The sequence below is a fragment of the Novosphingobium sp. BL-A-41-Hi4B-X5A genome (assembly GCF_055521705.1).
Map to the genome: position 1 here is coordinate 190,004 of NZ_CM145500.1, position 23,164 is coordinate 213,167.

A 23,164-nucleotide genomic window follows, 5' to 3' on the forward strand; every position below is an offset into this window, starting at 1 on the left:
CTGCCGAAAAAGCAGGAAAGGATGCCATGCCCCTGTCGGAAAACACCCCGGTCATTGTCGGGGTTGGCCAGTTCGTCGAACGGATCGACGAGCCCGGATATGTCGGCCTGTCGTTTGCCGATCTTGCGGCTGCGGCAGCCCGCGCGGCTCTTGCCGATACGCAAGCAGGTCCGGCGGTCGCTGCGCTGGTGCAAGCGGTCGGTTCAATCCGGACGTTCGAGGAATCAGGCGCCATGCAGGTTCCGTTCGGCCGGGCCGACAAGCTGCCGCTGGCAGTTGCCCGAAGGCTTGGCATCAAGCCTGAGGTCGCGATCCTCGAGAAGGTGGGGGGGCAGTCTCCGCTGGCCCTGCTGGCCGATCTTGGAAATCGCATCGCGGCAGGTGCCGTGTCCGCAGCCTTGATGTTCGGCAGCGAGGCGATTTCGACGGTGCGCCATCTCGTGGCCAAGGGTGAGTTGCGGGACTGGGCCGAGAGCGATGACCCCGATGCGATGGGTGTGCAGTGGATCGACAAAGGCCTGGGCTTTGAAGGTACGCTTTCGGCCACCAGCATAGCCCATGGCATTCGCGCACCGGTTACGGCCTATGCCTTGTGCGAGAATGCGCGCCGAGCGCGGCTGGGGCTGTCGCGCGAAGCCTATGGCCGCGAAATGGGGAACCTGTTCGCGCCGTTCACGAATGTTGCGGCAGGAAATCCCTATAGCGCAGGCGCGGTCAAGCCGATGAGCGCCGCGGAGATTGCCACCCCCAGCGAGCGCAACCGGATGATCTGCGATCCCTATCCGCTGAAGCTCGTCTCCCGCGATCAGGTGAACCAGGCAGCGGCGCTGGTGGTGATGTCGGCCAAGGCGGCGCGCGGGGCCGGAGTGCCCGAAGACAGGTGGATCTATCTTCATGGGGCCGCCCTGGCCAACGAGCGAGAACTGCTGGAACGGCCGGATATCGGGGCCTATCCCGCTGCAAATGCTGCCATCGCCGCCGCGCTGTCGCAGGCGAACGCCACCGCGGACGCAATCGCAGCGTTCGACTTCTACTCCTGCTTCCCCGTTCCGGTGTTCAATGCCGCGATAGACGGGCTGGGCCTTGCGGCAGACGATCCGCGCGGTCTGACGGTTACCGGCGGCCTTCCCTACTTCGGCGGCGCTGGCAACAACTACTCCACCCATGCGCTGGCGAGCATGGTCGAGGTCTTGCGCGGCAAGCCTGGAGCCAAGGGTCTGGTTGGCCTGAACGGAGGCTTCCAGTCCAAGTATGGTGCAGCGGTACTGTCCAGCGAACCGCGTGAATGGCCGGGGTGCCAGAGTGCGGAACTGCAGGCGCAACTTGATGCCGTGCCGATGGCCACCATGGCGGTTGCAGCGCAAGGGCAGGGCCGCATCGGCACATTTACGGTGATTTTTGCCAAAAGCGTGCCCGAGCAGGCCATCGTGATCGGCGAACTCGACACAGGTGGGCGCTTCGTTGCCACCACGCGCGATGCCACCACCGTTGCCACGATGCTGGAGAGCGATCCGCTCGGCAGGCGCGTCGTGATTACGCCTGGTGACAAGAGAAACAGCTTTGCGTTTGACTGAAGGGACAGGGCAGGTGGCGGAAAATCCGGTTCTCCTTGAGGGCATCCGCGTTGTCGATCTGACAACCGTGGTCTTCGGCCCTTATGCCACCCAGATCATGGCGGATCTCGGCGCAGACGTGATCAAGGTCGAGGCGCCCGGCATTGGCGATGCGTTTCGCTGGTCGGCAAGAGCAGCGGTGACGCCGGGCATGGCACCGGCATGGATGGCGCTCAACCGTGGCAAGAAGTCCGTTGCCCTCGACCTGAAGGACGAGGCCGACCGCGCCGTCATGCTCAAACTGCTGCGCGATGCAGACGTGTTCGTGGTGAACGTGCGGGGCAAGGCGCTTGAGCGGATCGGGCTGGATTACGAGGCGCTCAAGGCCGTCAATCCCGGATTGATCTACGTCCATTGCGTCGGCTTTGGTCAGGACGGTCCCTATGCCGACCTGCAGGCCTACGATGACGTGATCCAGGCGGCGACCGGCACGGCGACGCTGTTGCCTCGTGTCGATGGCAACCCGCGCCCGCGCTATCTCCCGTCGCTCATCGCCGACAAGGTGGCAGGCCTGCATGCCGCCTATGCAGCAATGGCCGCTATCGTGCACAAGCAGCGGACAGGCGAAGGGCAAAGGGTGGAAGTGCCGATGTTCGAGGTGTTTTCAAGCTTCATGCTGCTTGAACACCTTGGCGGCAAGACGTTCGACCCACCCAACGGGCCTGCGGGCTATGCACGGCAGATCGATCCCGATCGCCAGCCTTTCCCAACAGCCGATGGCTGGATCAGCATCGTTGCCTATACCGACGATGCCTGGATACGCATCTTCGCGCTGCTCGGGCAGCCGGACTTCCTGAATCAGGAGCACCTCTCGACGCCGCAACTTCGGTTGAAGGCCCAGCCCGAACTGTATCAGGCGATAGCGCGGTTCACCCCGGCCTTGCCGACTGCGGAGATCTTGGCGCGGTGCCATGCAGCCCAGATCCCCGCGCAAGCGGTACGCGATCTGGCCGACGTGATGGATGATCCGCATCTGCAGGAGACAGGGTTTTTCCGCCGACGCGAGCACCCGGTGGAGGGCGCATACTTCGAGCAGGCCGCTCCGGTGCGTTTTGCGGTTTCCGGGAATGGTAAACCGGTGCTCTTCCCGCCGGTGGGCGGTGCCAACAGTGAGGAGGTCAGGGTTCACGGATGGCAGGCTTTTTCAGCCACTAAAGATGGTTAAAATATGTGTTTGTTTCTATTGATAAAACTACGGATTAAATACGACTAAAGCTCCTATGAATTCCCGATAAAGGTAAGGTTCTGGAAACCGTCTTGAGCCGCTTTAGCCAGTGTCAGCGATGGCAAGGGCAAAGCGGGACGGCATGGCGAGGTTCATCAGAAGGCTTTTTGCGAGCACTGGCGGCAGCGTTCTGCCGATCGCTGCTGCCAGCGTGCCGGTCATCGTCGCGCTGATCGGCGGCGGGCTTGATATCAACCGGGTCTACAAGGCGCGCAACCGGCTGCAGACGGCTTGTGATGCTGGCACACTCGCCGGACGACGCGCCGTTACGACCAACGGCTATGACACGGCCGCGCGGAATCAGGCAAACGCCTACTTCAATACCAACTTCGTGGAAGGTGAGCTTGGTGCGACCGGGACAACATTCACCACGGCATCGGCCAACAACGGCAATCTGATCTCGGGCACGGCTTCGACGACGGTTCAGACGGCAGTGATGAACCTGCTGGGCGTGGAAACGATCCCGGTCAGTGTGGCCTGCAGCGCCACGATGGGCGTGGGCAACAGCGACATTACCATGGTGCTCGATACCACCGGCTCCATGGGCAACACGCTGTCCGGCACCAGCCAGACCCGCATCCAGGCGCTGCGCGTGGCAATGAAGAACTTCTACGATACGGTTGCCACGGCCACGCAAGGTTCGAACGCGCGCATCCGCTATTCGTTTGTACCCTACAGCTCTTCGGTGAACGTCGGGCGCCTGATCTACAATCTGGACCCGGCCTACCTTGCCGACACGTGGCAAATCCAGTCCCGCGAACCAGTTTACAATACCATTACCGAGCAGGTTTTCACAGGCTGGGCTGCACCGGTCAACACCAGCGAACAGACCTATTCGACCGAGATTGTCGGCAGCACCTCACAGTACAGTTCAACGAACTACACCTCGCAAGCAAATTGCAACAATGCGCGCCCTGCCGACCTCGCATGGGCCAATAATGGCAATGCCACGACCAGCAGCTCGACCGTCACCAATGGCAGCGGACAGCAGGTCGTGACCACGACGACGACGCAGCCGCAACGCAAGACGACTTACCTTTGCCAGCAGACCAACAACAATCGCTGGCGGGTGTTCTCGTTCAACACCACCCGCAACTACATCATGCGCAGCTATGCCACCTCCGATCCCATCTACGAGACACGTACCCGCCAGGAGTTTGCCAGCTGGGCGTACAAGGAAGTCAGCGTAGATACGAGCGTCTACAAGACCTTCGCAGCCGTCAGCAAACCCAACGGCACCAGCGGCGCGGCAGCAAGCTATACCTGGGGCGGCTGCATCGAGGAGCGCGAGAGCGACGCTACAGACAGCATCAGCTATTCGAGTTCTGACGGCATGTCGCCGTCTACCGCGCTTGACCTCAATGTTGACATGGTGCCGGACGACGACCCCGACACGAAGTGGGGGCCGATGTGGCCCGAGCTTGCCTATTATCGGACAGTATCTAACTGGCAGGGTACATTCCTGACCAACGCGGTGCAGACTTCCCAAGGTAGCCGAGCTACTTCCAAGTGCCCTTACCAAGCGCAACTGCTGTCAACGATGAACCAGTCGGCGTTTTATTCCTATGCGGACTCGTTGATCGCAGACGGATCAACTTATCATGACCTTGGCATGCTGTGGGGACTGCGATTGAGCTCGCCGCAGGGGCCGTGGGCAGACACCGTGAACATTGCGCCCACCAACGGTGGCAAGGTTTCGCGCCACATCATCTTCATGACTGACGGGCTGATGGAGCCGAGCAACACGATCCAGTCGAGCTATGGCATAGAATGGCATGACCGCCGGGTTACCGACGATGGCGTGAGCAATCAGGCGGCCCGGCACACGCTGCGCTTCCGCGCCCTTTGCGATAACGCCAAGGACAAGGGATTTCGCGTGTGGGTCATCGCCTTCGCCTCGAGCCTCACTTCGGACCTGACCTACTGCGCATCGAGCAACAGCTCGTTTCTGGCGACAAATGCGACACAGCTGAACAGCGCCTTCCAGGAAATCGCGAAGAACGTGGGCGAATTGCGGGTGTATCAATGAAGAAACTTCTTACCCTGCGCGGCGAGAACGGCGGCGTCACCACCATCGAATTCGCGTTTGTGGCTCCGGCGTTCCTGCTGGCGCTGGTGGGTTGCCTCGATCTTGGCCAGATGGTTTATGCCAAAGGTGTCCTGGATGGCGCGGTCGAGAAGGCTGCACGCGATTCCACGCTGGAGACCGGCGACACCTCCGTTGCCGACGCCAAGGTGATCAGCGCCATGCGGCCGATCGTGCCCGGCGCGCAGGTGACTTCCACCCGAAAGAGCTATTACGACTTTGCCCGCACCAACAAGGGTGAGCCGCTCGACGACAGAAATGGCGATGGGGCGTGCTCGCCGGGCGAGGGGTATACTGACGAAAACGGCAACGGATCGTGGGACGAGGACCTGGGCCGGACCGGCAATGGCGGCGCGAACGATGTGATCGTCTATACGGTGCGGGTGCAATACGATCCCGTGTTCGCCGTGCCCATCGTGCCGCTTGACTGGAGCCGGCGCGAGATCACCGCCATTGCGGTGAAGCGCAACCAGCCTTTTGCGCTGCAGGACGGCAGCTACGGCTCGACTCCGCGCGTATGCTGAGGACAGTTTCCGCCAAACTAGGCCGTTGTGCCAAACGTCTCGCTCGGGATCGCTCGGGCGTTTCCGTTGTCGAGTTCGCGATCATCACGCCGTTCATCCTGTCGATCGCGCTCTACGGGCTCGAAGTGGCCTACATGAACTCTGTCGACATGAAGATCAGCGAGATCGCGCTGTCGCTGGCGGACAATGCTTCGCGCATCGGCCAGACTGACAACAGCGTGGTCACGCCGACAGTCAGTGAAGGCGATATCAACGAGGTCATGCGTGGCGCGCAGGAGCAGGCAGCAGGCCTTGATTTCGCGGCCCGGGGCAGGATCATTCTCTCAAGCCTTGAACGCGATGCCGCAACGGGGAAGCAGTACATCCGCTGGCAGCGCTGCTACGGGCGGCTATCGCGGCAATCCGCTTATGGCAATGACAGCACGCGCAACGGGTTGAACGGTACGGCGCTGGCCGGAATGGGAAGCGGGCCGACCAAGATCACGGCGTCGGCCAACAGCGCGGTGATGTTTGTCGAAGTCTACTATCAGCATCGGGGGCTGATGGGTGATCTGTTCGTCGACAATCCCGTGATGCGCAAGGAGGGAGCATTCCTGATCCGCGACAACCGCAACCTCACGCCGGGGGTTACCGGAACAGGCGGGGCCTATCCCTGTGGCTGAGCGGAGCCAGAACTGACAGCTTGCGCGCAATCAATTTCCGCAAGTGCCAGGAGGGTGTAGTCTGGCGGAGTGGCTTGCAGTCAGGCGGAGTCGCTTGCGAACGGGCCGAAACAGGGAGAGATCGCGATGAAGCATGCAGACCTCGCAGCGATGACCGCCATGATTGCCCTGGCCGCAGGAGCAACCAGCCCGGCTGTGGCCAAGCCGGTAACACTCGTCGCCACGCTTGGCGGCGCTGCCGAGACGGCGGGCGGCGATCCCGATGGCATGGGCGGCTTCAAGGCCGACGCCGATGACGAGACTGGCGATTTCTGCTTTACCTTGTGGGCCGACAAGATCGCCAAGCCGACCATGGCCCACGTCCATGAAGGCACCGCCGGCAACGACGGCAAGCCGGTCGCCGCGATCGACGTGACCGGCAAGGACAGCGATGATTGCATCGCGATGGAACCTGAACTTCTCAAGAAGATCGTCGCTGCGCCGGGAGTCTATTACGTCAATGTCCATACCGCCGATTTCCCGAAGGGTGCGGTGCGGGGGCAGCTTAAGGTGAAGTGACCCGCCTGCTCGCTCCACAGGTTGGAGGTCGCGCGGGAGAACAGCAAATGGGGGCCAGCATTGCTGCCGGCCCCCACTCTACGTCCGTTCAGGCTTGTCTGGTCGCGGCTGGCTTCGACCATTTCGCGCTGGGCTGTCATTGCTGACGGCCAAACGCTGCCTGGCGTTGCCTGACGGAGCGCGCTTTGCGCTTGGCGGTCGTCGAGGCGGATGCCGTCCGGGGCGCGTAGCCCCTGGGCTGCTGCCGATCCGTGCTTTCGCACAAGGTCGCGCCGCTATCCGTCCTTTCGTCCGCCTGCGCCGGTCGAGTGCAGGCACTCCTCCGTCGCTCCGCATTTCCGCGACCGTCCCGGTTGCGCTTGCAAGCGATCCGGTAAAGCCGTTCGTGGGCGTTTCCCCTTCGGCCGGTGGCCCACTTCCGTCCAGACCGATATCTGGCCGGTAGGTTGCCCCCGTTCGGCGGGGTGAAATGCTGTCCGTCACCTTTGTCTGCGCCGCATCGCGCCGGATGGAGACCGAAGCCTGACCGCGCGCTGCACCGTGGAAAACGATGCCGTTTTGCATTCCGTGTCCGATCACGAAAGCCGCAGTTTCGCGCATCCGCAGATCAGCCCGAAGGTGCCTGCCGGTTGGTTACGCTGCAAACTGTCCGTGTTCGTGCCGTTGTGCACTTAATCCTGAAAGTTCAGGGCTTTAAGTCCTGATTTCCAAGGCTTTGTGCACTCTCGACATGTAAAAGCTGCGCCTCATCCCTGAGTCGCGCAAGCAAAAAGTGCGGGAGTTATCCACAACCCCCGCACCTTTCGGTGGATAGTTATTGTGCAGCGCCGAAGCGCAGCAATTAGCGGCCCTGTTGCGCCAGCAAGCGCAAGAGTTTACTGGTTTCTCTGCGCCAGAAGGCGCAACCGGAGCGCGTTCAGCTTGATGAAGCCCGCCGCGTCCTTCTGGTCATAGGCACCGGCATCGTCCTCGAACGTCACGTGGCGTTCTGAATAGAGGCTGTCGGGCGACTTGCGGCCAACGACCGAGGCATTGCCCTTGTACAGCTTGAGCCTGACCGTACCGTTGACCCGGGCCTGGCTGTGGTCGATCGCCGCCTGCAGCATCTCGCGCTCGGGGCTGAACCAGAAGCCGTTGTAGATGAGCTCTGCGTATTTGGGCATGAGCTCGTCCTTGAGGTGCGCCGCACCGCGATCGAGCGTGATGCTTTCGATCCCGCGATGGGCGCGAGCATAGATCTCGCCGCCCGGCGTTTCATACATGCCGCGGCTCTTCATGCCGACGAAGCGGTTCTCGACGAGGTCGAGACGGCCGATGCCATGCTTGCGGCCAAGGTCGTTGAGCGCAGCCAGCAGGGTGGCCGGCGACATCGCCTGACCATTGAGCGCAACGCCGTCGCCCTTTTCGAAGTCGATGGTGATGTATTCCGGGGTATCCGGCGCGTCTTCGGGATTGACCGTGCGCGAATAGACGTAGTCCGGGGTTTCTTCCCACGGATTTTCCAGCACCTTGCCCTCGGACGAGGTGTGGAGGAGGTTCGCGTCGGTCGAGAACGGGCTTTCGCCACGCTTGTCCTTGGGGACGGGGATCTGGTGCGCTTCGGCCCATGCGATCAGCGCGGTGCGGCTGGTGAGGTCCCATTCGCGCCACGGGGCGATGACCTTGATGCCAGGTTCGAGCGCATAGGCCGACAGTTCGAAGCGAACCTGGTCGTTGCCCTTGCCGGTCGCGCCGTGGGCGACGGCGTCGGCGCCGGTTTCCCGCGCGATCTCGATCAGGCGCTTGGAAATGAGCGGGCGGGCGATCGAGGTGCCGAGCAGATAGTCGCCCTCGTAACGGGCGTTGGCGCGCATCATCGGGAAGACGAAATCGCGCACGAATTCCTCGCGCAGATCATCGATGTAGATGTTCTCGTCGGGCACGCCCATCAGCTTGGCCTTGGCGCGCGCGGGCTCAAGCTCCTCGCCCTGGCCGAGGTCGGCGGTGAAGGTCACCACTTCGCAGTTGTAGGTGACCTGCAGCCACTTGAGGATGACGGAAGTGTCGAGGCCGCCGGAATAGGCGAGGACGACCTTCTTGATATCTGACTTGTCAGGACCGGACATGGGCGGAGCGACTCCCCTTGAATAACGCGCCGCGCGCCTAACAGGCGGGGGGCAGGGGTGCAACCAAAGCTTGAATACCCTGCCTCACCGAGACCTCCGGGCTCAGGGATCGAGTGATCTGAGAAGTTCGCATACGCTCGCGCTTAGGGCGTGCATCTTGAGTTCGTCCGCCAGCATCAGCGACTGGTAGAGGTGGTGGCGAAGTACGTCGGTGGTGATCTCGGCGACGCCCTCTACCAGATTGGCAGCGCTTGCTGCGTGATAACTCAATGCCGACACGAGGCGCCTCCCAAGACGAAGGCGGCGGAATGGTGCGCGGCCGCCTTTGTACCGTTTGGTGCAGCAACCTCCGGAGTTGCGTCTGGTTCCGAGGCTTGGGGCCTGGCTCAGCTGTGCCGGTAGATCGCGCGCTCGTGGCTGAAGCACTTGAAGCCGAAGTATCCGTGATAGCTACCCATGCCGCTGGTGTTCACGCCGCCGAACGGCAGGTTGTTCTCAAGGTAGTGCGAGAACACGCCATTGACGGTTACGCCACCTGACGAGGTGCGGGCGAGGACCTTCTCGATGTTGTCCTCGTCCTTGCTGTAGACGTAGAGCGCCAGCGGCTTGTCGTGTGCCTCGATGTAGCCGATGGCCTGGTCGAGGGTGTCGTAGGTCATCACCGGGATGACCGGGGCGAAGATTTCGTCCTGCAGGATCGTCATCTGCGGTGTCACGTCGGTCAGCATCGTCGGGTGGACGGTAAGGTCAGCGGCTTCGAACGTGCCGCCAACGGCAACGGTCGCGCCCTTGGCAACGGCATCGTCGAACATTGCCTTCACCCGGTCGAAGTTCGCCTTGTTGACGACCTGTGCGATGCTGTCCTTCTTCAGCGCGCCGCTTTCGTCATAGAGGTTCTTTGCGACGTTGGCGCGAAAGCCTTCCACCAGCGCAGCCTTCTTGTCTTCCTTCACGAACACGTAGTCAGGGCTGATGCAAGCCTGCCCGCCATTGAACTGCTTGGCAGCGGCAAGCTGCGCGGCGATCTGGTCGATGTCGGCGCTGTCGTCGACGATGACCGGAGACTTGCCACCGAGTTCCAGAGTCACGCTGGTGAGGTGCTTGGCGGCGGCGGCCATGACGATCCTGCCAACGCGGGGGCTGCCGGTGAAGAAGATGTGGTGGAAGGGCAGGTCCAGCAGGGCAGTTGCCACCGAAACGTCGCCTTCGAACAGCGCCACGTCCCTTTCGTCGAAAGCTTCCTTGATGATGACCGAGGCGATCTTCGCCGTGGCCGGGCACAGGTCGGTCAGCTTGACGATGCAGGTGTTGCCGGCCGCAATGGCGGCGGCCACCGGGCCGAGGGCGAGGCCGAGAGGGAAGTTCCACGGCCCGAGGATCAGGCAGACGCCGCGCGCCTCATAGGCGATCTGCGCGCGGTCCGCGGGGTTCAGCGAGGTCTGGACTTCCGTCGGCTTCATCCACTCATCGAGATTGTCGATGTTGCGCTGGATGTTGGCGGTAACGTTGAGCACTTCGGTAACGCGGATTTCGCCGACCGGCTTGCGGGTGTCTTCCAGCACGGCTGCGACGATGTCGTCCGCGTGGGCTTCCACCGCAGCCTTCAGGCGCGCGAGCTTCTCCTTGCGCACATCGGCGCTGGAGGCTTTTGCTTCCCACATGTGCGCCTGCTGGAGCGCGAAGACGCGGGCGATGTCGGCGAAAAGGTCGGCTGCGGTAGGAGCGGTCATCGAAAGGCACCCTGCTGAGATTTGTTCGTTAGTCTTGCTAACGAACAGTCTCTTCGATGGCAACGTCTCGGCGAGTTTCATTCCATTGCCAGTGCCGCAGATTTCACCTGATGGCTCAGGGCAGGGTCCGCCAGGCCAGATCGGCGAATTCGCAGAGCAGGGGACGGGTGTCTCGTGGATCGATGATGTCTTCCACACCGAAACGCTCGGCGGTGCGGAAGGGTGAGCGCACCCGGTTCAGCCGGTCACGGATGCTTTCGAGGTGCGCTGTCGGGTCCTCGGCCGCCTCGATCTCTGCCTTGTAGGCGACCTCGATACCGCCTTCGATGGGCAGGCTGCCCCAGTCCCCCGATGGCCAGGCAAAGCGGTACTGGAAGTTCTCCGCATTGCTCATCGCGCTGCCGGCGATGCCGTAGGCGCGGCGGACGATAACGGAGCAAAGCGGCACGGTAGCCTTGTAGATCGCATTCATCGCCTGCACGCCGTAACGGATCGTGCCGGTACTTTCGGCGGTGTGGCCGATCATGAAGCCGGGGTTGTCGACCAGGTGGACGATCGGCAGGCGGAACTGATCGGCGAGCTTGATGAAGCGTTCGGCCTTCTCGCTGCTGCGCGCATCCCATGATCCGCCGAGATAACTTGGATCGCTGGCCAGCACTGCCACAGGCCAGCCGTCAAGCCGGGCAAAGGCGGTGATGACAGCGCGGCCCCACAGACGACCCATCTCGAACAATGAATCCCTGTCGACCACGGCGTCGAGCAGCCGGCGCATGGAGTAGACCTGCTTGGCCTCGCGCGGGACAAGATCGATCAGGAAGTCCTCGCGCCTTTCGGCCGGGTCTGTCGCGGCGGCGCGAGGGGCAGGGGCACCGACGTGGCTCGGCAGGTAGGAGAGGAACCGGCGGGCACGGGCGAACGCCTCGGCTTCGCTGGCAACTTCCTCATCGACCACGCCGTTACGGGTGTGGATGGCGCTGCCGCCAAGCTCTTCCTTGCTGCGGTCTTCACCGATGGCGGAAACGACTGCCGGGCCTGCAGCAAACAACTGGGAGAGGCCCTTGACCATGATCGAATAATGGCTGGCGACAACGCGCGCCGCACCAAGGCCAGCAGTCGGGCCGAGCGATAGAGCGACGACCGGCACGGTCTCGAGGTTCTTGACGACTTGGCCCCAGCCGGGCGTGGCCGGGACGTAAGTCGCGCCAATGTCTTCGAGAGTCCGCACCGATCCGCCGCCGCCGGTCCCGTCGATCATGCGGATCAGCGGAATCTTCAGGGTGTGCGCCATCTGCTCGCACTGGATGAACTTGCGCGCGATGGCGGCGTCGGCTGCCCCACCGCGCACGGTGAAGTCATCTGCCGAGGCGACGACCGGGCGCCCTTTGATGTTGGCGCGGCCGAAAATCAGGTTGGAGGGGGCGAGATCGAGCAGTTCGCCGTCAGGCCCGTAGGAGCCTTTGCCGGCGATCTTGCCGATCTCGCGAAACGATCCGGCATCGACCAGCCCGGCAATGCGCGCGCGGGCATCGAGCTTGCCGCGGCCGTGCTGGCGTGCGACCTTTTCGGCGCCGCCCATCTGCTCGGCCAGCGCCTCACGACGGCGCAGTTCCTCGACCTCGGGTTCCCAGCTCAAGCGATGTCCTCTCTGTTTATGAGAGGCAGTTCACTCGATTTGCCCCAACAGCGCAATCGCCATTGCTTGACGCATTCGCGCCTACTCCGCCGCCTTGCGCTCCAGATGCCATTCCGGCGCTTCGTCGAGAGCGGACAGTCGCGTCCATTCCTGCTGCATGTAGTCGCGGGTCATCGGCAGCGCGCTGCGACGCTTCACGCTCTGGATGTGGAAGTTGACCATGCCGCCGTGGCGGAAGCTTTGCTCGGCTCCGGCAAGGTAGAACTGCCACATGCGGAACAGGCGCTCGTCATAAAGCGCGACGATCTCCTCACGGTGCATGGTGGCGCGGCGGTACCATTCGGCCAGCGTATAGGCATAGTGGTAACGCAGGACCTCGATGTCGCCGACTTCCCAGCCGGTCTTCTCCAGTGCGGAAACCAGTTCGCTCATCGCCGGGATGTAGCCGCCCGGGAAGATGTACTTGCGCGTCCACTTGTCGGTCGTTCCCGGTGCGCCCTTGCGGCCGATCGTGTGGGTCAGCATGATCCCATCAGGATCGAGCAGTTCATTGGTTTTGGCGAAGTATTCGCCGAAGTTGGGCGCACCGACATGTTCGATCATGCCGACGCTGGTGATGCGATCGAACTGGCCCTGCACATCGCGGTAGTCGATCAGCTGGAACTTGACCTTGTCGGCCACGCCGGCCTCCTCGGCGCGCTCCTGCGCGAACCTGATCTGGTCAGGGGCGAGGCTGACGCCCAGCACTTCGCAGCCGAAGTGACGGTTGAGATAGAGCGCCAGACCGCCCCAGCCGCAGCCGATGTCCAGCACGCGCATCCCTGAACTCTGCCCCGGCACCAGCCGCAGCTTGGAGGCGATCAGCGCCTTCTTGTCGACCTGAGCGCGCTCCAGCGTGTTTTCCGGATCGCGGAAGTAGGCCATCGTGTATTGCCGGTCCTCGTCGAGGAACAGCTCGTAGAACTGGCGGGTCAGGTCGTAGTGGTGAACGACGTTCTTCGAGGCCTGCGCCCGCTGGTTGATCTGGTCGATGCGCGAGACGACCTTTGAAAGCGCCTTGCGGACCGGGCCCTTGCGGTCAATCCCGCCGGCGTTGCTGGCATTGCCCATGACGAACAGGACGAAATCGCGCACATCGTGCGGCGGTTCGATGACCATGCGTCCGTCCATGTACGCCTCGCCCGCGCCGACTCGCGGGTCCTTGGCGACATGCATGGCCGCGCCCTTGTCCGTGAAACGGATCTTCAGGGGCGGGGCGGATGGCTCGCCATAGGCATACTCCTTGCCATCATGATCGATTACGACAAGCTTACCCTTGCGGATCAGCCTTTTGAGCATCTGGTCTAGCAGCCACATGCACACAGGTTATGCGAAGCCGATCCTGTCGCAAGGCTTTATTGACGAACAGTGCATGTAACATTGTCACTTTAAAATCCGTTCATGTCGTGCAATGGTTAATGCGATTGCAATTGTAACTTTCAGGACCGGGTGCATGGCCAAGTTCCGTCTCGCTGCTTCCGCTGCGCTGCTGGCGTTGTCGTTCCATTCCTCGCAGGCGCTGGCCGATGAAGGTATGTGGACTTTCGATGCTTTCCCCACGGCCAGGATGCAGAAGGACTATGGCTGGGCACCAGATGCCAAGTGGCTTGGCCGCGTGCAGGCCGCTGCGGTGCGCCTGACCGGAGGGTGCTCGGCCAGCTTTGTTTCGCCCGAGGGGCTGATCCTGACGAACCACCATTGCGTCGTCGAATGCGCGCAGGACAACTCCACCGACAAGCGCGATCTCCTGAAGGACGGCTTCGTGCCCACCCGGCGCGAGGAGGAACTCAAATGCCCGGGCCAGCAGGCCGAGGTCGTAACCGCGATTTCCGACGTGACCGCGCGGGTCAAGGCGGCGATCGGCGCTTCGACTGGCGAAGCGCTGGTCAAGGCGCGCGATGCGGAAGTGGCGAGGATCGAGAAGGACGGGTGCAAGGATGGCAAGACCACGCGCTGCGAGGTGGTGACGCTGTTCGGAGGCGGGCAGTACAAGCTCTATACCTACCGCAAGTATTCGGACGTGCGGCTGGCCTGGGCGCCGCAGTTCCAGGCAGCCTTCTTCGGCGGCGATCCCGACAATTTCAATTACCCGCGCTATGCGCTCGACGCTGCGTTCCTGCGGGCTTACGAGAATGGCAAACCGGTTCCAACTCCTGCCCATCTCTCATGGAACTCTCGCGGGCCGAAGGTAGGCGAAGCGACGTTCGTGGTGGGCAATCCGGGTGCAACGCAGCGGCTATTCACCACCGACCAGATCGCCTTCCAGCGTGAGGTTGGACTTCCGCTGACCACCACGATCCTGTCCGAACTGCGCGGGCGCCTGATCGCGGCCATGGACAAGAGCCCGCAGCAGAAGCGTGAGGGCGCTGACGAACTGTTCGGCATCGAGAACAGCCTCAAGGTCTATATCGGGCGGCAGAAGGCGCTGAACGATCCGGCGTTCCTCAGGATGCTGGGCGATGCCGAGGCGGACCTGAAGGCGAAGACCATGGGCAAGCCGGGAATCGGCGATCCTTGGGCGGATACCGCCAAGGCAGTGCAGGCCTATCGCGACATCTATGTGCCGTGGCGTTTCATCGTGCCGCACTCGGCGCTGATGGATCAGGCCATGAAGCTGGTGCAGGGCGCGGCAGAGCGGGAGAAGCCCAACGCCGAGCGTCTGCCGGAATTTCGCGATTCCAGCCTCGAACTCACCGCCAAGACGCTGCTCGACGAGGCCCCGGTCTATCCGTGGATGGAGCAACTGGAGCTGGCATGGAGCCTGTCGAAGGCGCGCGAGTATCTCGGCGCCGATGATCCCGATACCCGGCTCCTGCTTGGCAAGGAATCGCCGGAGGGCCTGGCCGAGCGGCTGGTTGGCGGGACGACGCTGGCCGATCCGGCCGCACGCAAGGCGCTGTGGGAAGGCGGGCGCAAGGCTATCGAGGCATCGTCCGACCCGATGATCGTCTATGCCCGCAAGATCGACGCACGCGAGCGGGAACTGAAGAAGCTGGTGGACGAACGCTATGCCGGACCTCTGGCCGAGGCGGGAGCCCGGCTCGCCGATGCGCGGTTCATGGCCTATGGCAACAATGTCTATCCCGACGCCACGTTCACGCTGCGCATCAGCTATGGGAAGGTCGAAGGCTGGAAGGAGCGCGGGCGGGACGTTGCGCCGGTCACCACCATCGGCGGCGCATTCGACCGGGCGACAGGCGCCGAACCGTTCGATCTGGCCAGTGCATTTGCGGCGAATGAGGCGAAGATCGACAAGTCCTTGCCGTTCGATTTCGTCACGACCAACGACATCATTGGCGGCAACTCAGGCTCGCCGGTAATTGACCGCAACGGCAGCGTGATCGGCGCGGCGTTTGACGGCAATATCCATTCGATCGGTGGCAACTATGGCTATCAGGGCGCGTTAAACAGGACCGTTGTCGTGAGTACGGCAGCAATCCAGCATGCCTTGGAAGTGATCTACCCGGCGCCGGCGCTGGTCAAGGAACTGGTCCACAAATAGCAAAAGGGGCGGCTCCGCAGAACCGCCCCAATATGTCTGGCTGCAATCCGCTCAGCGGCAGCGACCGCCGCTGCGTTCGATCTCCCGACCGAGCAGCGCACCACCGGCTGCGCCGAGGATCGTGCCGAGCGCACGATCGCCGCGCGTGTCGATGGCACGGCCCAGAAGCGCGCCGCCGGCCGCGCCGATGATCAACCCGGTCGTGCCGTTGCTGCGCTTGCAATAATAGCGACCGTCGCGACCGCGCCAAACCGTATCGCGGCTGCTGATGCGGCGCGGCTCGAGATAGCGACCGCGGCTGTCATAGATGCGGTCATGCTTGGCCCGATGACCGTGAGCCGGAGCCCAGTGCGGGGGATCTGCCAGGGCCGGTGCAGCGGGAAGGGCGATGGCCGCCAGGGTTGCGGCCAGAATGGTCTTTCTCATGGGATGCTCCCGTAGTCGAAACTATGCTTGCAGTTCGGTTGAACCGATTTGCTGCGACAACGGCGATCCTTGCGGCACGATCCACAACGTCGGATGAACGGGCGAGACTTGTGCGCAGCAAGCGACGACCCGCCTTTGGCCTGCGATAAGCGGACGCCAGCGGGTAGCCATTCCTTCGGTGCCGGAGTGCCCGATACCCTCAGGAGCGAGAGTTCAGTAGTTCCACTGCACCTGCGCGCGGATCACGTCGCCCTTGGCCTGCCCGGTCCGTCGTTCGTCTGCTTCGGTACGGGAAACATTGGCGTAGTTGAGCGTCACTTCCAGCTCCTTCAGCGGGAGCCATTCGACGCCCACCTCGTACTCGTCGGTTTCGAGGCGGGGTGCGTTGATGGCGCTCTTCCAGCCACCGCGGTACTTCTGCCAGCGTGCGAACGGAATGAGCTGGCCGATCGGGGTTTCCGGCATGCGGTACATGGCCATGACATAGCCGCCGGACGCGCGTTGCGAACGGATTGCGCCAAGCGTGCGGTCCCACTGTGGCGCAGTCCCGAAAGTCCATTCGGCCTGGATGCCGAAGGGCTTGGGATAGATCATGCCGTGAAAGTTCACGTGGTTGTCGTCATAGGAGATCGTCGAAACGCCACCGGTGCGGATTTCCGGGCGGAACTGGTTGCGCATCGCGGTCACGCCGAATTCCGCGACCTGCCCGTCAAGGCCAATGCCGTCGAGCCGGAACGGCATCGTCGCCATGGCAACCGTCATCAGCCCGCCGTTGCGTTCCACCTTGTTGATGCCCTGCCCGTTGTAGGCGGCAAGGGCGAAGGCGCCGTAATTGCCGAACAGCTTCTGGCCATCCTGGGTAAGCTCGTCCCAGATCTTCTGGATTTTCGGGGGGGTGTAATAGAGTACCACGCCAAGGTCGCGCTCTCCGGGAACCGGCGCGTTGATCGCATCGGTACGATCCAGGGGCACACGGTTCGACGAGCTCTGCAGGTTTTCCCAGCCGTAGGGCACCTTCGATTGGCCAAGGCGCACCTTCAGGGTCTTGGCCTTGTCGAGGAACACGTCGGCGTAGGCATCGCGCATCTGGAAGAAATGCTGGCGCGATTCATTGGCCGACTGGTTGCTGACCGCAGCGGCCATATCGCCCTGCATATAGAGCGAGACGCGGTCGGAGATGTCTCCCTGCACGACAAGGCGCGCGCGGCGAAGCGTGAAGTTTCCGTTCTCGCTGATCCCGCTGTCCTGCACTGAACGCAGGCGCGATACGCCCGCAGGCGCGTTCTTCGGGCCGCGGACGATCTCGTTCATGCGCAACTGGGTGTAGCCGCGGATCATCAGCTTCTCGTGCCAGGCCTTCTTCTTGGGCGCAGGCTTGGCCTCGGGCGTCGCTGCAGCAAGCACTACCGGTTGAGCGGCGGCGGTGCCGGTTTGCGACGAGGCTGTCGTGGCTGGGGCCGAAGTTGCAGCAGGGGCAGAAGCAGCCACTTGCGGAGCAACCTGGGCGGACTGCATGGCCTTGACGATGGCCTTCAGCTCATCGACCTGGCGCTGAAGATCGGCGATCTTTGCGTCCTGATCTTCCGCCGCTGCCGCGACTTGCGGTGCAGACAGGAAGACGGTTGCTGCCAGAGCCGCCTTGAACGCCTTGCTTGCCGACACTTTGCTTCTCCGTTCACTGTGTTGCCGGAGCCGCTAGGCGCTGAAAATGACGGGTTTGTGACAGTCAGTTGACGCAATGGCGGATTTCGCTTCGAGAAGTTCGACTTATCTTTCTGATTCTGCACGGAAAGATAATATTTCGGCTTTGTGTCCGATGTCGAAAAACTGACCCGCATCTGCAAAGAATCGCGCTTTGGTGCTTTCGCCAATGCAGACTCGGGCCATCGTGACTCGCAGGTGCACACCTGCTAACGGCCCTCCGGTGCGCACCGCACCGCTTCATTCAAAGACCGACATGACCGACCTTTCGCTGATCCGCAATTTCTCCATCATCGCCCATATCGACCACGGCAAGTCGACGCTGGCGGATCGTCTGATCCAGTACACCGGCGGCCTTTCCGAGCGTGAAATGTCCGAGCAGGTGCTCGACAACATGGACATCGAGAAGGAGCGCGGCATCACCATCAAGGCGCAGACCGTGCGCCTTGATTACAAGGCCAAGGACGGCAAGACCTATCAGCTGAACCTGATGGACACGCCGGGCCACGTCGACTTCGCCTATGAAGTGAGCCGCAGCCTTGCCGCGTGCGAAGGCGCGTTGCTGGTGGTGGATGCGGCGCAAGGCGTGGAAGCGCAGACGCTCGCCAACGTCTACCAGTCGATCGAGCACGACCACGAGATCGTGCCGGTGATCAACAAGATCGACCTGCCCGCCGCCGAGCCTGAGAAGGTCAAGGCGGAGATCGAGGACGTGATCGGGCTTGATGCCAGCAACGCGGTGATGACCAGCGCCAAGTCCGGCATCGGCATCGAGGAAGTGCTCGATTCCGTGGTGGAGCGCATTCCGCCGCCGAAGGGCGACCGCACCGCGCCATTGAAGGCCATGCTGGTGGATTCGTGGTACGATCCTTACCTCGGCGTCGTCATCCTCGTCCGCGTCATCGACGGCGTGATCAGGAAGGGCTTGCAGGTCAAGTTCATGGCCGGCGGGACCGAGCACCTGATCGACCGTGTCGGCTGCATGCGGCCGAAGATCGAGACGCTCGACGAACTGGGCCCGGGCGAAATCGGCTTCATCACCGCGCAGATCAAGGAAGTGGCGCAGGCCCGCGTGGGGGACACGATCACCACCGTCAAGCAGGGTGCCAAGGAAGCGCTGCCGGGCTTCAAGGAAGTCCAGCCGGTGGTGTTCTGCGGCATCTTCCCGGTCGACGCAGCCGAGTTCGAAAAGCTGCGCGAGAGCATCGCCAAGCTTCGTCTGAACGACGCATCGTTCAGCTTCGAGATGGAATCGAGCGCAGCATTGGGCTTCGGTTTCCGCTGCGGCTTCCTCGGATTGCTGCACCTCGAAATCATTCAGGAACGCCTCAGCCGCGAGTACGATCTCGACCTGATTACCACTGCACCTTCAGTGGTTTACCGCATCCAGTTGCGCGCCAGCCGCAATGACGATGCGCGCGAGATCCTGCTGCACAATCCGGCCGACTACCCCGATCCCAGCCGTATCGAACAGATCGACGAACCGTGGATCAAGGGCACCATCTACACGCCCGACGAATACCTCGGCTCGGTGCTGAAGCTGTGCCAGGACCGTCGCGGCGTGCAGACCGGTCTGACCTATGTCGGCGGGCGTGCGCAAGTGACGTATGAGCTGCCGCTCAACGAAGTGGTGTTCGACTTTTATGATCGCCTCAAGTCGATCAGCCGGGGCTATGCCTCGTTCGACTACGAGCAGATTGGCCTGCGCGAGGGCGATCTGGTGAAGATGAGCATTCTCGTCAACAACGAGCCGGTCGATGCGCTGTCGATGATCGTGCACCGCAGCGCTGCCGAGGCGCGCGGGCGTCACATGTGCGAACGCCTCAAGGACCTGATCCCGCGCCACCTGTTCAAGATCCCGGTCCAGGCGGCAATCGGCGGCAAGGTCGTCGCGCGCGAGACGATCGCGGCAATGCGCAAGGACGTCACCGCCAAGTGCTATGGCGGCGACATTACCCGCAAGAAGAAGCTTCTGGAAAAGCAGAAGAAGGGCAAGGCCCGCATGCGCGAGTACGGCAACGTCTCGATCCCGCAGGAAGCCTTCATCGCCGCGCTGCGCATGGGCGAGGAATAAGCCGCCTTACTGTGGTTGAGACTGCATCGGCGTAGTGCCGTCGGCCGAGGAGCGATCCTCGGCTGGCATGTTGGCGGCTGTATTGGCCCCGGCGCCTGATGGCGTGCCGGACGGGTTGCCGTCATATACCCCGCCCATGCCCTGATTCTCAGGGATATCCTTGGCATCCATCGGCTGCGTCGGCTTGTCGGCCGTATCGCACGCGCCCAGCATCAGGGCGAGAGGCAGCGCCAGCGCGCCGAGCAGGCGGAAGGTGGCAGGTTTGGGTATCTGGGACATGCAAAAACTCCGGCTTGAACGGTAGTCCAAGCCGGAGCTGCTGATTTCGTTCCGCCGGTTTGATCAGCGTGGCTGGGCTGGGCCCTTGCGGTGAGGCCTTCCCTGAGGGCGCTGGCCTGCCGGGTGCGGGCGGCGGGGGCCGCGATGGTCTTCGCCGCGCGGGCCATCATTGCGGTGGAACTTGCGCGGGCCATCGTTGGCGCCGCGGCGGTTGTCGCGCGCCATTTCGCGCGGACCATCGGGCGCGGCCTCGATGTGGATTCCGTTCTCGTCCTCGCCCTTGGGATCGGCGGTGCGGCGCACGGCATCGGCGAAGCGGTCGGCAATGGCGCGCGGGACCTGGAACCAGGTGTCGTTGGGAGCAATGCGGATCGCGCCGATTTCCTGGCGCGAGACGTGGCCGCGGCGGCACAGCGTCGGCAGGATCCAGCGCGGATCGGCGTTCTGGCGGCGGCCCACGTCCATGCGGAACCACACCACATCGTCAAAGCCGGGGCGGTGCGCAGCCTGCTTGCGGCCTTCGTCGGAGCCAGAGAGCAGCTCTTCGGGCTGGGGCAGCGCGGCGCGATGGGCGCGGACCAGCGCTGCGGCCAGTTCCTCGGCACTGCGCTGTTCGAGCAGGGTGCGGGCAATGTCGAGATCGGCCTCGTCCGGCTCGACCGGCGCGAGGATCGTTTCGAGCAGGCGTTCGCGGTCCTGCGCGCGGATTGCTTCCGGCGTCGGCACTTCGGCCCACTCGGCGTTGATCTTGGCTCCGCGCAGCATCATCTCGACGCGGCGGCGGCGCGGGAATGGCACGATCAGCACGGCGGTGCCCTTCTTGCCGGCGCGGCCGGTGCGGCCGGAGCGGTGCTGCAGCGTTTCGGCATCGCGCGGGATTTCCACGTGGATGACAAGGCTGAGCGACGGCAAGTCGATGCCGCGCGCTGCGACGTCGGTAGCGACGCAGACGCGGGCACGGCGATCGCGCAGGGCCTGCAACGCGTTGTTGCGCTCCGACTGGCTATGCTCGCCCGAAAGCGCGACGGCGGTGAAGCCGCGTTCGACCAGCGTGGCGTGGAGGCGGCGGACGTTGTCGCGCGTGGCGCAGAACAGCATCGCGGTTTCCGCTTCGTGGAAGCGCAGCAGGTTGACGACGGCAGCTTCGATCTCAGCCGGGGCAACGGCAACGGCGCGGTAGGCAATATCGCCATGGCCGCGATTTTCGCCAACCGTGGAGATGCGCAGCGAGTTCTTCTGATAGCGCCTTGCCAGAGCCTCGATCGGCTTGGGCATCGTCGCCGAGAACAGCAGGGTGCGGCGGTTTTCGGGCGTTGCGTCGAGCAGTTCCTCGAGGTCTTCACGGAAGCCCATGTCGAGCATCTCGTCAGCCTCGTCGAGAACGACGCACGCGAGCGCCGAGAGGTCGAGCGCACCGCGTTCTAGGTGGTCGCGCAGGCGGCCGGGCGTGCCGACGACGATATGCGCGCCGCCCTGCAGCGTGCGGCGTTCGCGCGAAGGGTCCATGCCGCCGACGCAGGTGGCGATGCGCGCGTGGGTCGGCGCGTAGAGCCACTGCAACTCGCGGCTGACCTGCAGCGCGAGTTCGCGCGTCGGCGCCACGACCAGCGCGAGCGGCGCGGTGGCAAAGGGGAGGGCGCTTTCATCGCCGATCAGTTCGGGCGCCATGGCAAGGCCGAAGGCCACGGTCTTGCCCGAGCCGGTCTGTGCCGACACGACGAGGTCGCGGCCAGCAGCTTCGGGTTCGGTGACGGCAGCCTGGACCGGGGTCAGCGCGGTGTAGCCATGCGCTTCGAGAGCCTGCGCGAGCGGGCTGGGGAGGTGTGCAAAAGTCATCGTCAAAATCGCCATTCCTGCCGCCGGAGCGACATTCGCATATGTGTTGGGCCAATATCGGCTGGGTGGCCGGGTGATTTACCCGGCACGAATCGCCTCAGCCCGTTCCCACACAGTGCACGGCGATACCTGTGCGGCGGCCCCTACACGCCTTTTGCGCGTTTGGCTTGCATTTCTTTTCAAGGCGCCACTTGATTAGGCAGCCTAACATATGGGAAGATCGCCGCAATCAGGAACGAGGCCTTGGGAGAGGCAGATGAACGAGACTGCGCAACTTGCACCGATCGAGGACTCTGTCCGCCGCGCGCCCGCGCTGATCCGCTATCTGGGAGAGGGGGACTACGTCACGCGGCGCTATGTCTCCCAAGGCGCGGAGATGAATACCGGGGACTATTTCGATTACCCCTGCGAAGTGCGCGACGGAATGACCATCCGCGATCACTTCACGCTCGACGTGCATGGCTTCGTGCTCGGCAAGCATCGCTCATCCATTGCCGACTTTCATGACAGGCCAGCGGTCGATGCGGCCTATCTTGCCGAAGTCGAGCAACTGGTGACGCGCCTTTCCGGGGCGAGCCGCACTGCTGCCCAAGGGTGGATGATCCGGACGTCAGCCGATCTCTCGGCAAGGGCAAAGCAAAAGGTGGAAGGGTACAAGCACTCCGGCGGCATCCAGCCCCCGGCTGGCGAAGCGCACGTTGATTACAACGAGATCACCGGGCGTCGTGCCGCCGCCCGAGTCTATGCCGACCGGTTTCCCGACGGGCCGGGGTACAAGCGCTACATCTGCTTTTCGCTGTGGCGCACGTTCTCCCCCGGGCCGCAGGACTGGCCGCTGGCCGTATGCGACGGGCGTACGGTGCGTGACGAGGAAACGGCAGCGAACACGCTGTTCGTAGTGGACGAATTTCCCACGGGCGATGCCCTGACCGCGCCCGTCGAAGGCGAGGACCAGATGATCGCAGCCACGATCTTTCGCCATCGCGAACGGCATCGCTGGTGGTATTTCTCGAACATGCAGACCGATGACGTCCTGCTGTTCAAGTTCCAGGACAGCGACCATTCGGTGACCTGGCGCTGCCCGCACACGGCGTTTCACGATACCAGCCTGCCCGATGCGCAGACGCGCGAAAGCATCGAGGTGCGCTGCATCGCCTTTTTCGAATAGTCT

The 23,164-nt window shown here is 63.1% G+C and carries 18 protein-coding genes; 9 read left to right on the forward strand and 9 right to left on the reverse strand.

Features of this window, described 5'->3' with window-relative positions; genetic code table 11:
* The first annotated feature begins 26 nt into the window (after positions 1-26).
* The 6 genes from ACZ1JY_RS00885 to ACZ1JY_RS00910 all read left to right on the forward strand — a co-directional run bounded on the left by ACZ1JY_RS00885 (position 27) and on the right by ACZ1JY_RS00910 (position 6,668).
* A complete protein-coding gene (locus ACZ1JY_RS00885; protein WP_465130051.1) occupies positions 27-1,574 on the forward strand; it encodes an acetyl-CoA acetyltransferase in 1,548 nt (515 codons plus the stop codon).
* Positions 1,561-2,778 carry a CaiB/BaiF CoA transferase family protein gene (locus ACZ1JY_RS00890; protein WP_465130052.1) on the forward strand — a complete coding sequence of 406 codons (1,218 nt, stop codon included), beginning with the start codon at positions 1,561-1,563 and terminating at the stop codon, positions 2,776-2,778. The genes ACZ1JY_RS00885 and ACZ1JY_RS00890 overlap by 14 nt, the downstream gene beginning before the upstream one ends.
* A 142-nt stretch (positions 2,779-2,920) precedes the next feature.
* Positions 2,921-4,867: a TadE/TadG family type IV pilus assembly protein gene (locus ACZ1JY_RS00895; RefSeq protein ID WP_118074811.1), complete on the forward strand. Its 1,947-nt coding sequence runs from the start codon at positions 2,921-2,923 to the stop codon at positions 4,865-4,867.
* Positions 4,864-5,448 (forward strand): TadE/TadG family type IV pilus assembly protein, encoded by a 585-nt coding sequence (locus ACZ1JY_RS00900; RefSeq protein WP_465130053.1) that lies wholly within the window; start codon positions 4,864-4,866, stop codon positions 5,446-5,448. Before ACZ1JY_RS00895 ends, ACZ1JY_RS00900 begins: the two co-directional genes overlap by 4 nt.
* Positions 5,442-6,110: a TadE/TadG family type IV pilus assembly protein gene (locus ACZ1JY_RS00905; RefSeq protein ID WP_465130054.1), complete on the forward strand. Its 669-nt coding sequence runs from the start codon at positions 5,442-5,444 to the stop codon at positions 6,108-6,110. Before ACZ1JY_RS00900 ends, ACZ1JY_RS00905 begins: the two co-directional genes overlap by 7 nt.
* A 126-nt stretch (positions 6,111-6,236) precedes the next feature.
* Entirely contained in the window at positions 6,237-6,668 is a 432-nt protein-coding gene (locus tag ACZ1JY_RS00910) for a CHRD domain-containing protein (RefSeq protein WP_465130055.1), read from the forward strand.
* Between the two features lie 875 nt (positions 6,669-7,543).
* On the opposite strand, the gene ACZ1JY_RS00915 is transcribed toward ACZ1JY_RS00910, so the two are convergent.
* The 5 genes from ACZ1JY_RS00915 to ACZ1JY_RS00935 form a co-directional block, all read right to left on the reverse strand.
* The gene (locus ACZ1JY_RS00915) at positions 7,544-8,773 is read right to left on the reverse strand and encodes an argininosuccinate synthase (protein ID WP_168905413.1); all 1,230 of its coding nucleotides are present in this window, start codon (positions 8,771-8,773) and stop codon (positions 7,544-7,546) included.
* 102 nt (positions 8,774-8,875) lie between these two features.
* On the reverse strand, positions 8,876-9,052 hold the full coding sequence (locus ACZ1JY_RS00920; RefSeq protein ID WP_162896088.1) for a hypothetical protein: 177 nt from the start codon (positions 9,050-9,052) through the stop codon (positions 8,876-8,878).
* Between the two features lie 107 nt (positions 9,053-9,159).
* The gene (locus ACZ1JY_RS00925; protein WP_465130056.1) at positions 9,160-10,503 is read right to left on the reverse strand and encodes an aldehyde dehydrogenase family protein; all 1,344 of its coding nucleotides are present in this window, start codon (positions 10,501-10,503) and stop codon (positions 9,160-9,162) included.
* Between the two features lie 115 nt (positions 10,504-10,618).
* Positions 10,619-12,136 (reverse strand): acyl-CoA carboxylase subunit beta, encoded by a 1,518-nt coding sequence (locus ACZ1JY_RS00930; RefSeq protein ID WP_465130057.1) that lies wholly within the window; start codon positions 12,134-12,136, stop codon positions 10,619-10,621.
* 81 nt (positions 12,137-12,217) lie between these two features.
* Positions 12,218-13,492, reverse strand: a complete 1,275-nt coding sequence (locus tag ACZ1JY_RS00935; RefSeq protein WP_465130058.1) for a class I SAM-dependent methyltransferase — start codon at positions 13,490-13,492, stop codon at positions 12,218-12,220.
* Between the two features lie 136 nt (positions 13,493-13,628).
* On the opposite strand from ACZ1JY_RS00935, the gene ACZ1JY_RS00940 reads away from it, so the two are divergent.
* A complete protein-coding gene (locus ACZ1JY_RS00940) occupies positions 13,629-15,677 on the forward strand; it encodes a S46 family peptidase (RefSeq protein ID WP_465130059.1) in 2,049 nt (682 codons plus the stop codon).
* Between the two features lie 51 nt (positions 15,678-15,728).
* Here ACZ1JY_RS00940 and ACZ1JY_RS00945 read toward each other — a convergent pair whose 3' ends face one another.
* Both ACZ1JY_RS00945 and ACZ1JY_RS00950 read right to left on the reverse strand, forming a co-directional pair.
* Positions 15,729-16,103 carry a glycine zipper 2TM domain-containing protein gene (locus ACZ1JY_RS00945; protein ID WP_118074207.1) on the reverse strand — a complete coding sequence of 125 codons (375 nt, stop codon included), beginning with the start codon at positions 16,101-16,103 and terminating at the stop codon, positions 15,729-15,731.
* Between the two features lie 213 nt (positions 16,104-16,316).
* Positions 16,317-17,765 (reverse strand): porin, encoded by a 1,449-nt coding sequence (locus ACZ1JY_RS00950; protein WP_465130060.1) that lies wholly within the window; start codon positions 17,763-17,765, stop codon positions 16,317-16,319.
* A gap of 295 nt (positions 17,766-18,060) precedes the next feature.
* On the opposite strand from ACZ1JY_RS00950, the gene lepA reads away from it, so the two are divergent.
* Positions 18,061-19,878, forward strand: a complete 1,818-nt coding sequence (gene lepA / locus ACZ1JY_RS00955; RefSeq protein ID WP_118074206.1) for a translation elongation factor 4 — start codon at positions 18,061-18,063, stop codon at positions 19,876-19,878.
* A 6-nt stretch (positions 19,879-19,884) separates the two neighbouring features.
* On the opposite strand, the gene ACZ1JY_RS00960 is transcribed toward lepA, so the two are convergent.
* Together ACZ1JY_RS00960 and ACZ1JY_RS00965 are read right to left on the reverse strand one after the other, a co-directional pair.
* Entirely contained in the window at positions 19,885-20,157 is a 273-nt protein-coding gene (locus tag ACZ1JY_RS00960) for a hypothetical protein (protein ID WP_465130061.1), read from the reverse strand.
* Between the two features lie 63 nt (positions 20,158-20,220).
* Positions 20,221-21,993: a DEAD/DEAH box helicase gene (locus ACZ1JY_RS00965; protein ID WP_465130062.1), complete on the reverse strand. Its 1,773-nt coding sequence runs from the start codon at positions 21,991-21,993 to the stop codon at positions 20,221-20,223.
* A 256-nt stretch (positions 21,994-22,249) separates the two neighbouring features.
* Here ACZ1JY_RS00965 and ACZ1JY_RS00970 point away from each other — a divergent pair, with 256 nt between their 5' ends.
* Positions 22,250-23,161: a CmcJ/NvfI family oxidoreductase gene (locus ACZ1JY_RS00970; protein WP_465130063.1), complete on the forward strand. Its 912-nt coding sequence runs from the start codon at positions 22,250-22,252 to the stop codon at positions 23,159-23,161.
* Positions 23,162-23,164: the final 3 nt, after the last annotated feature.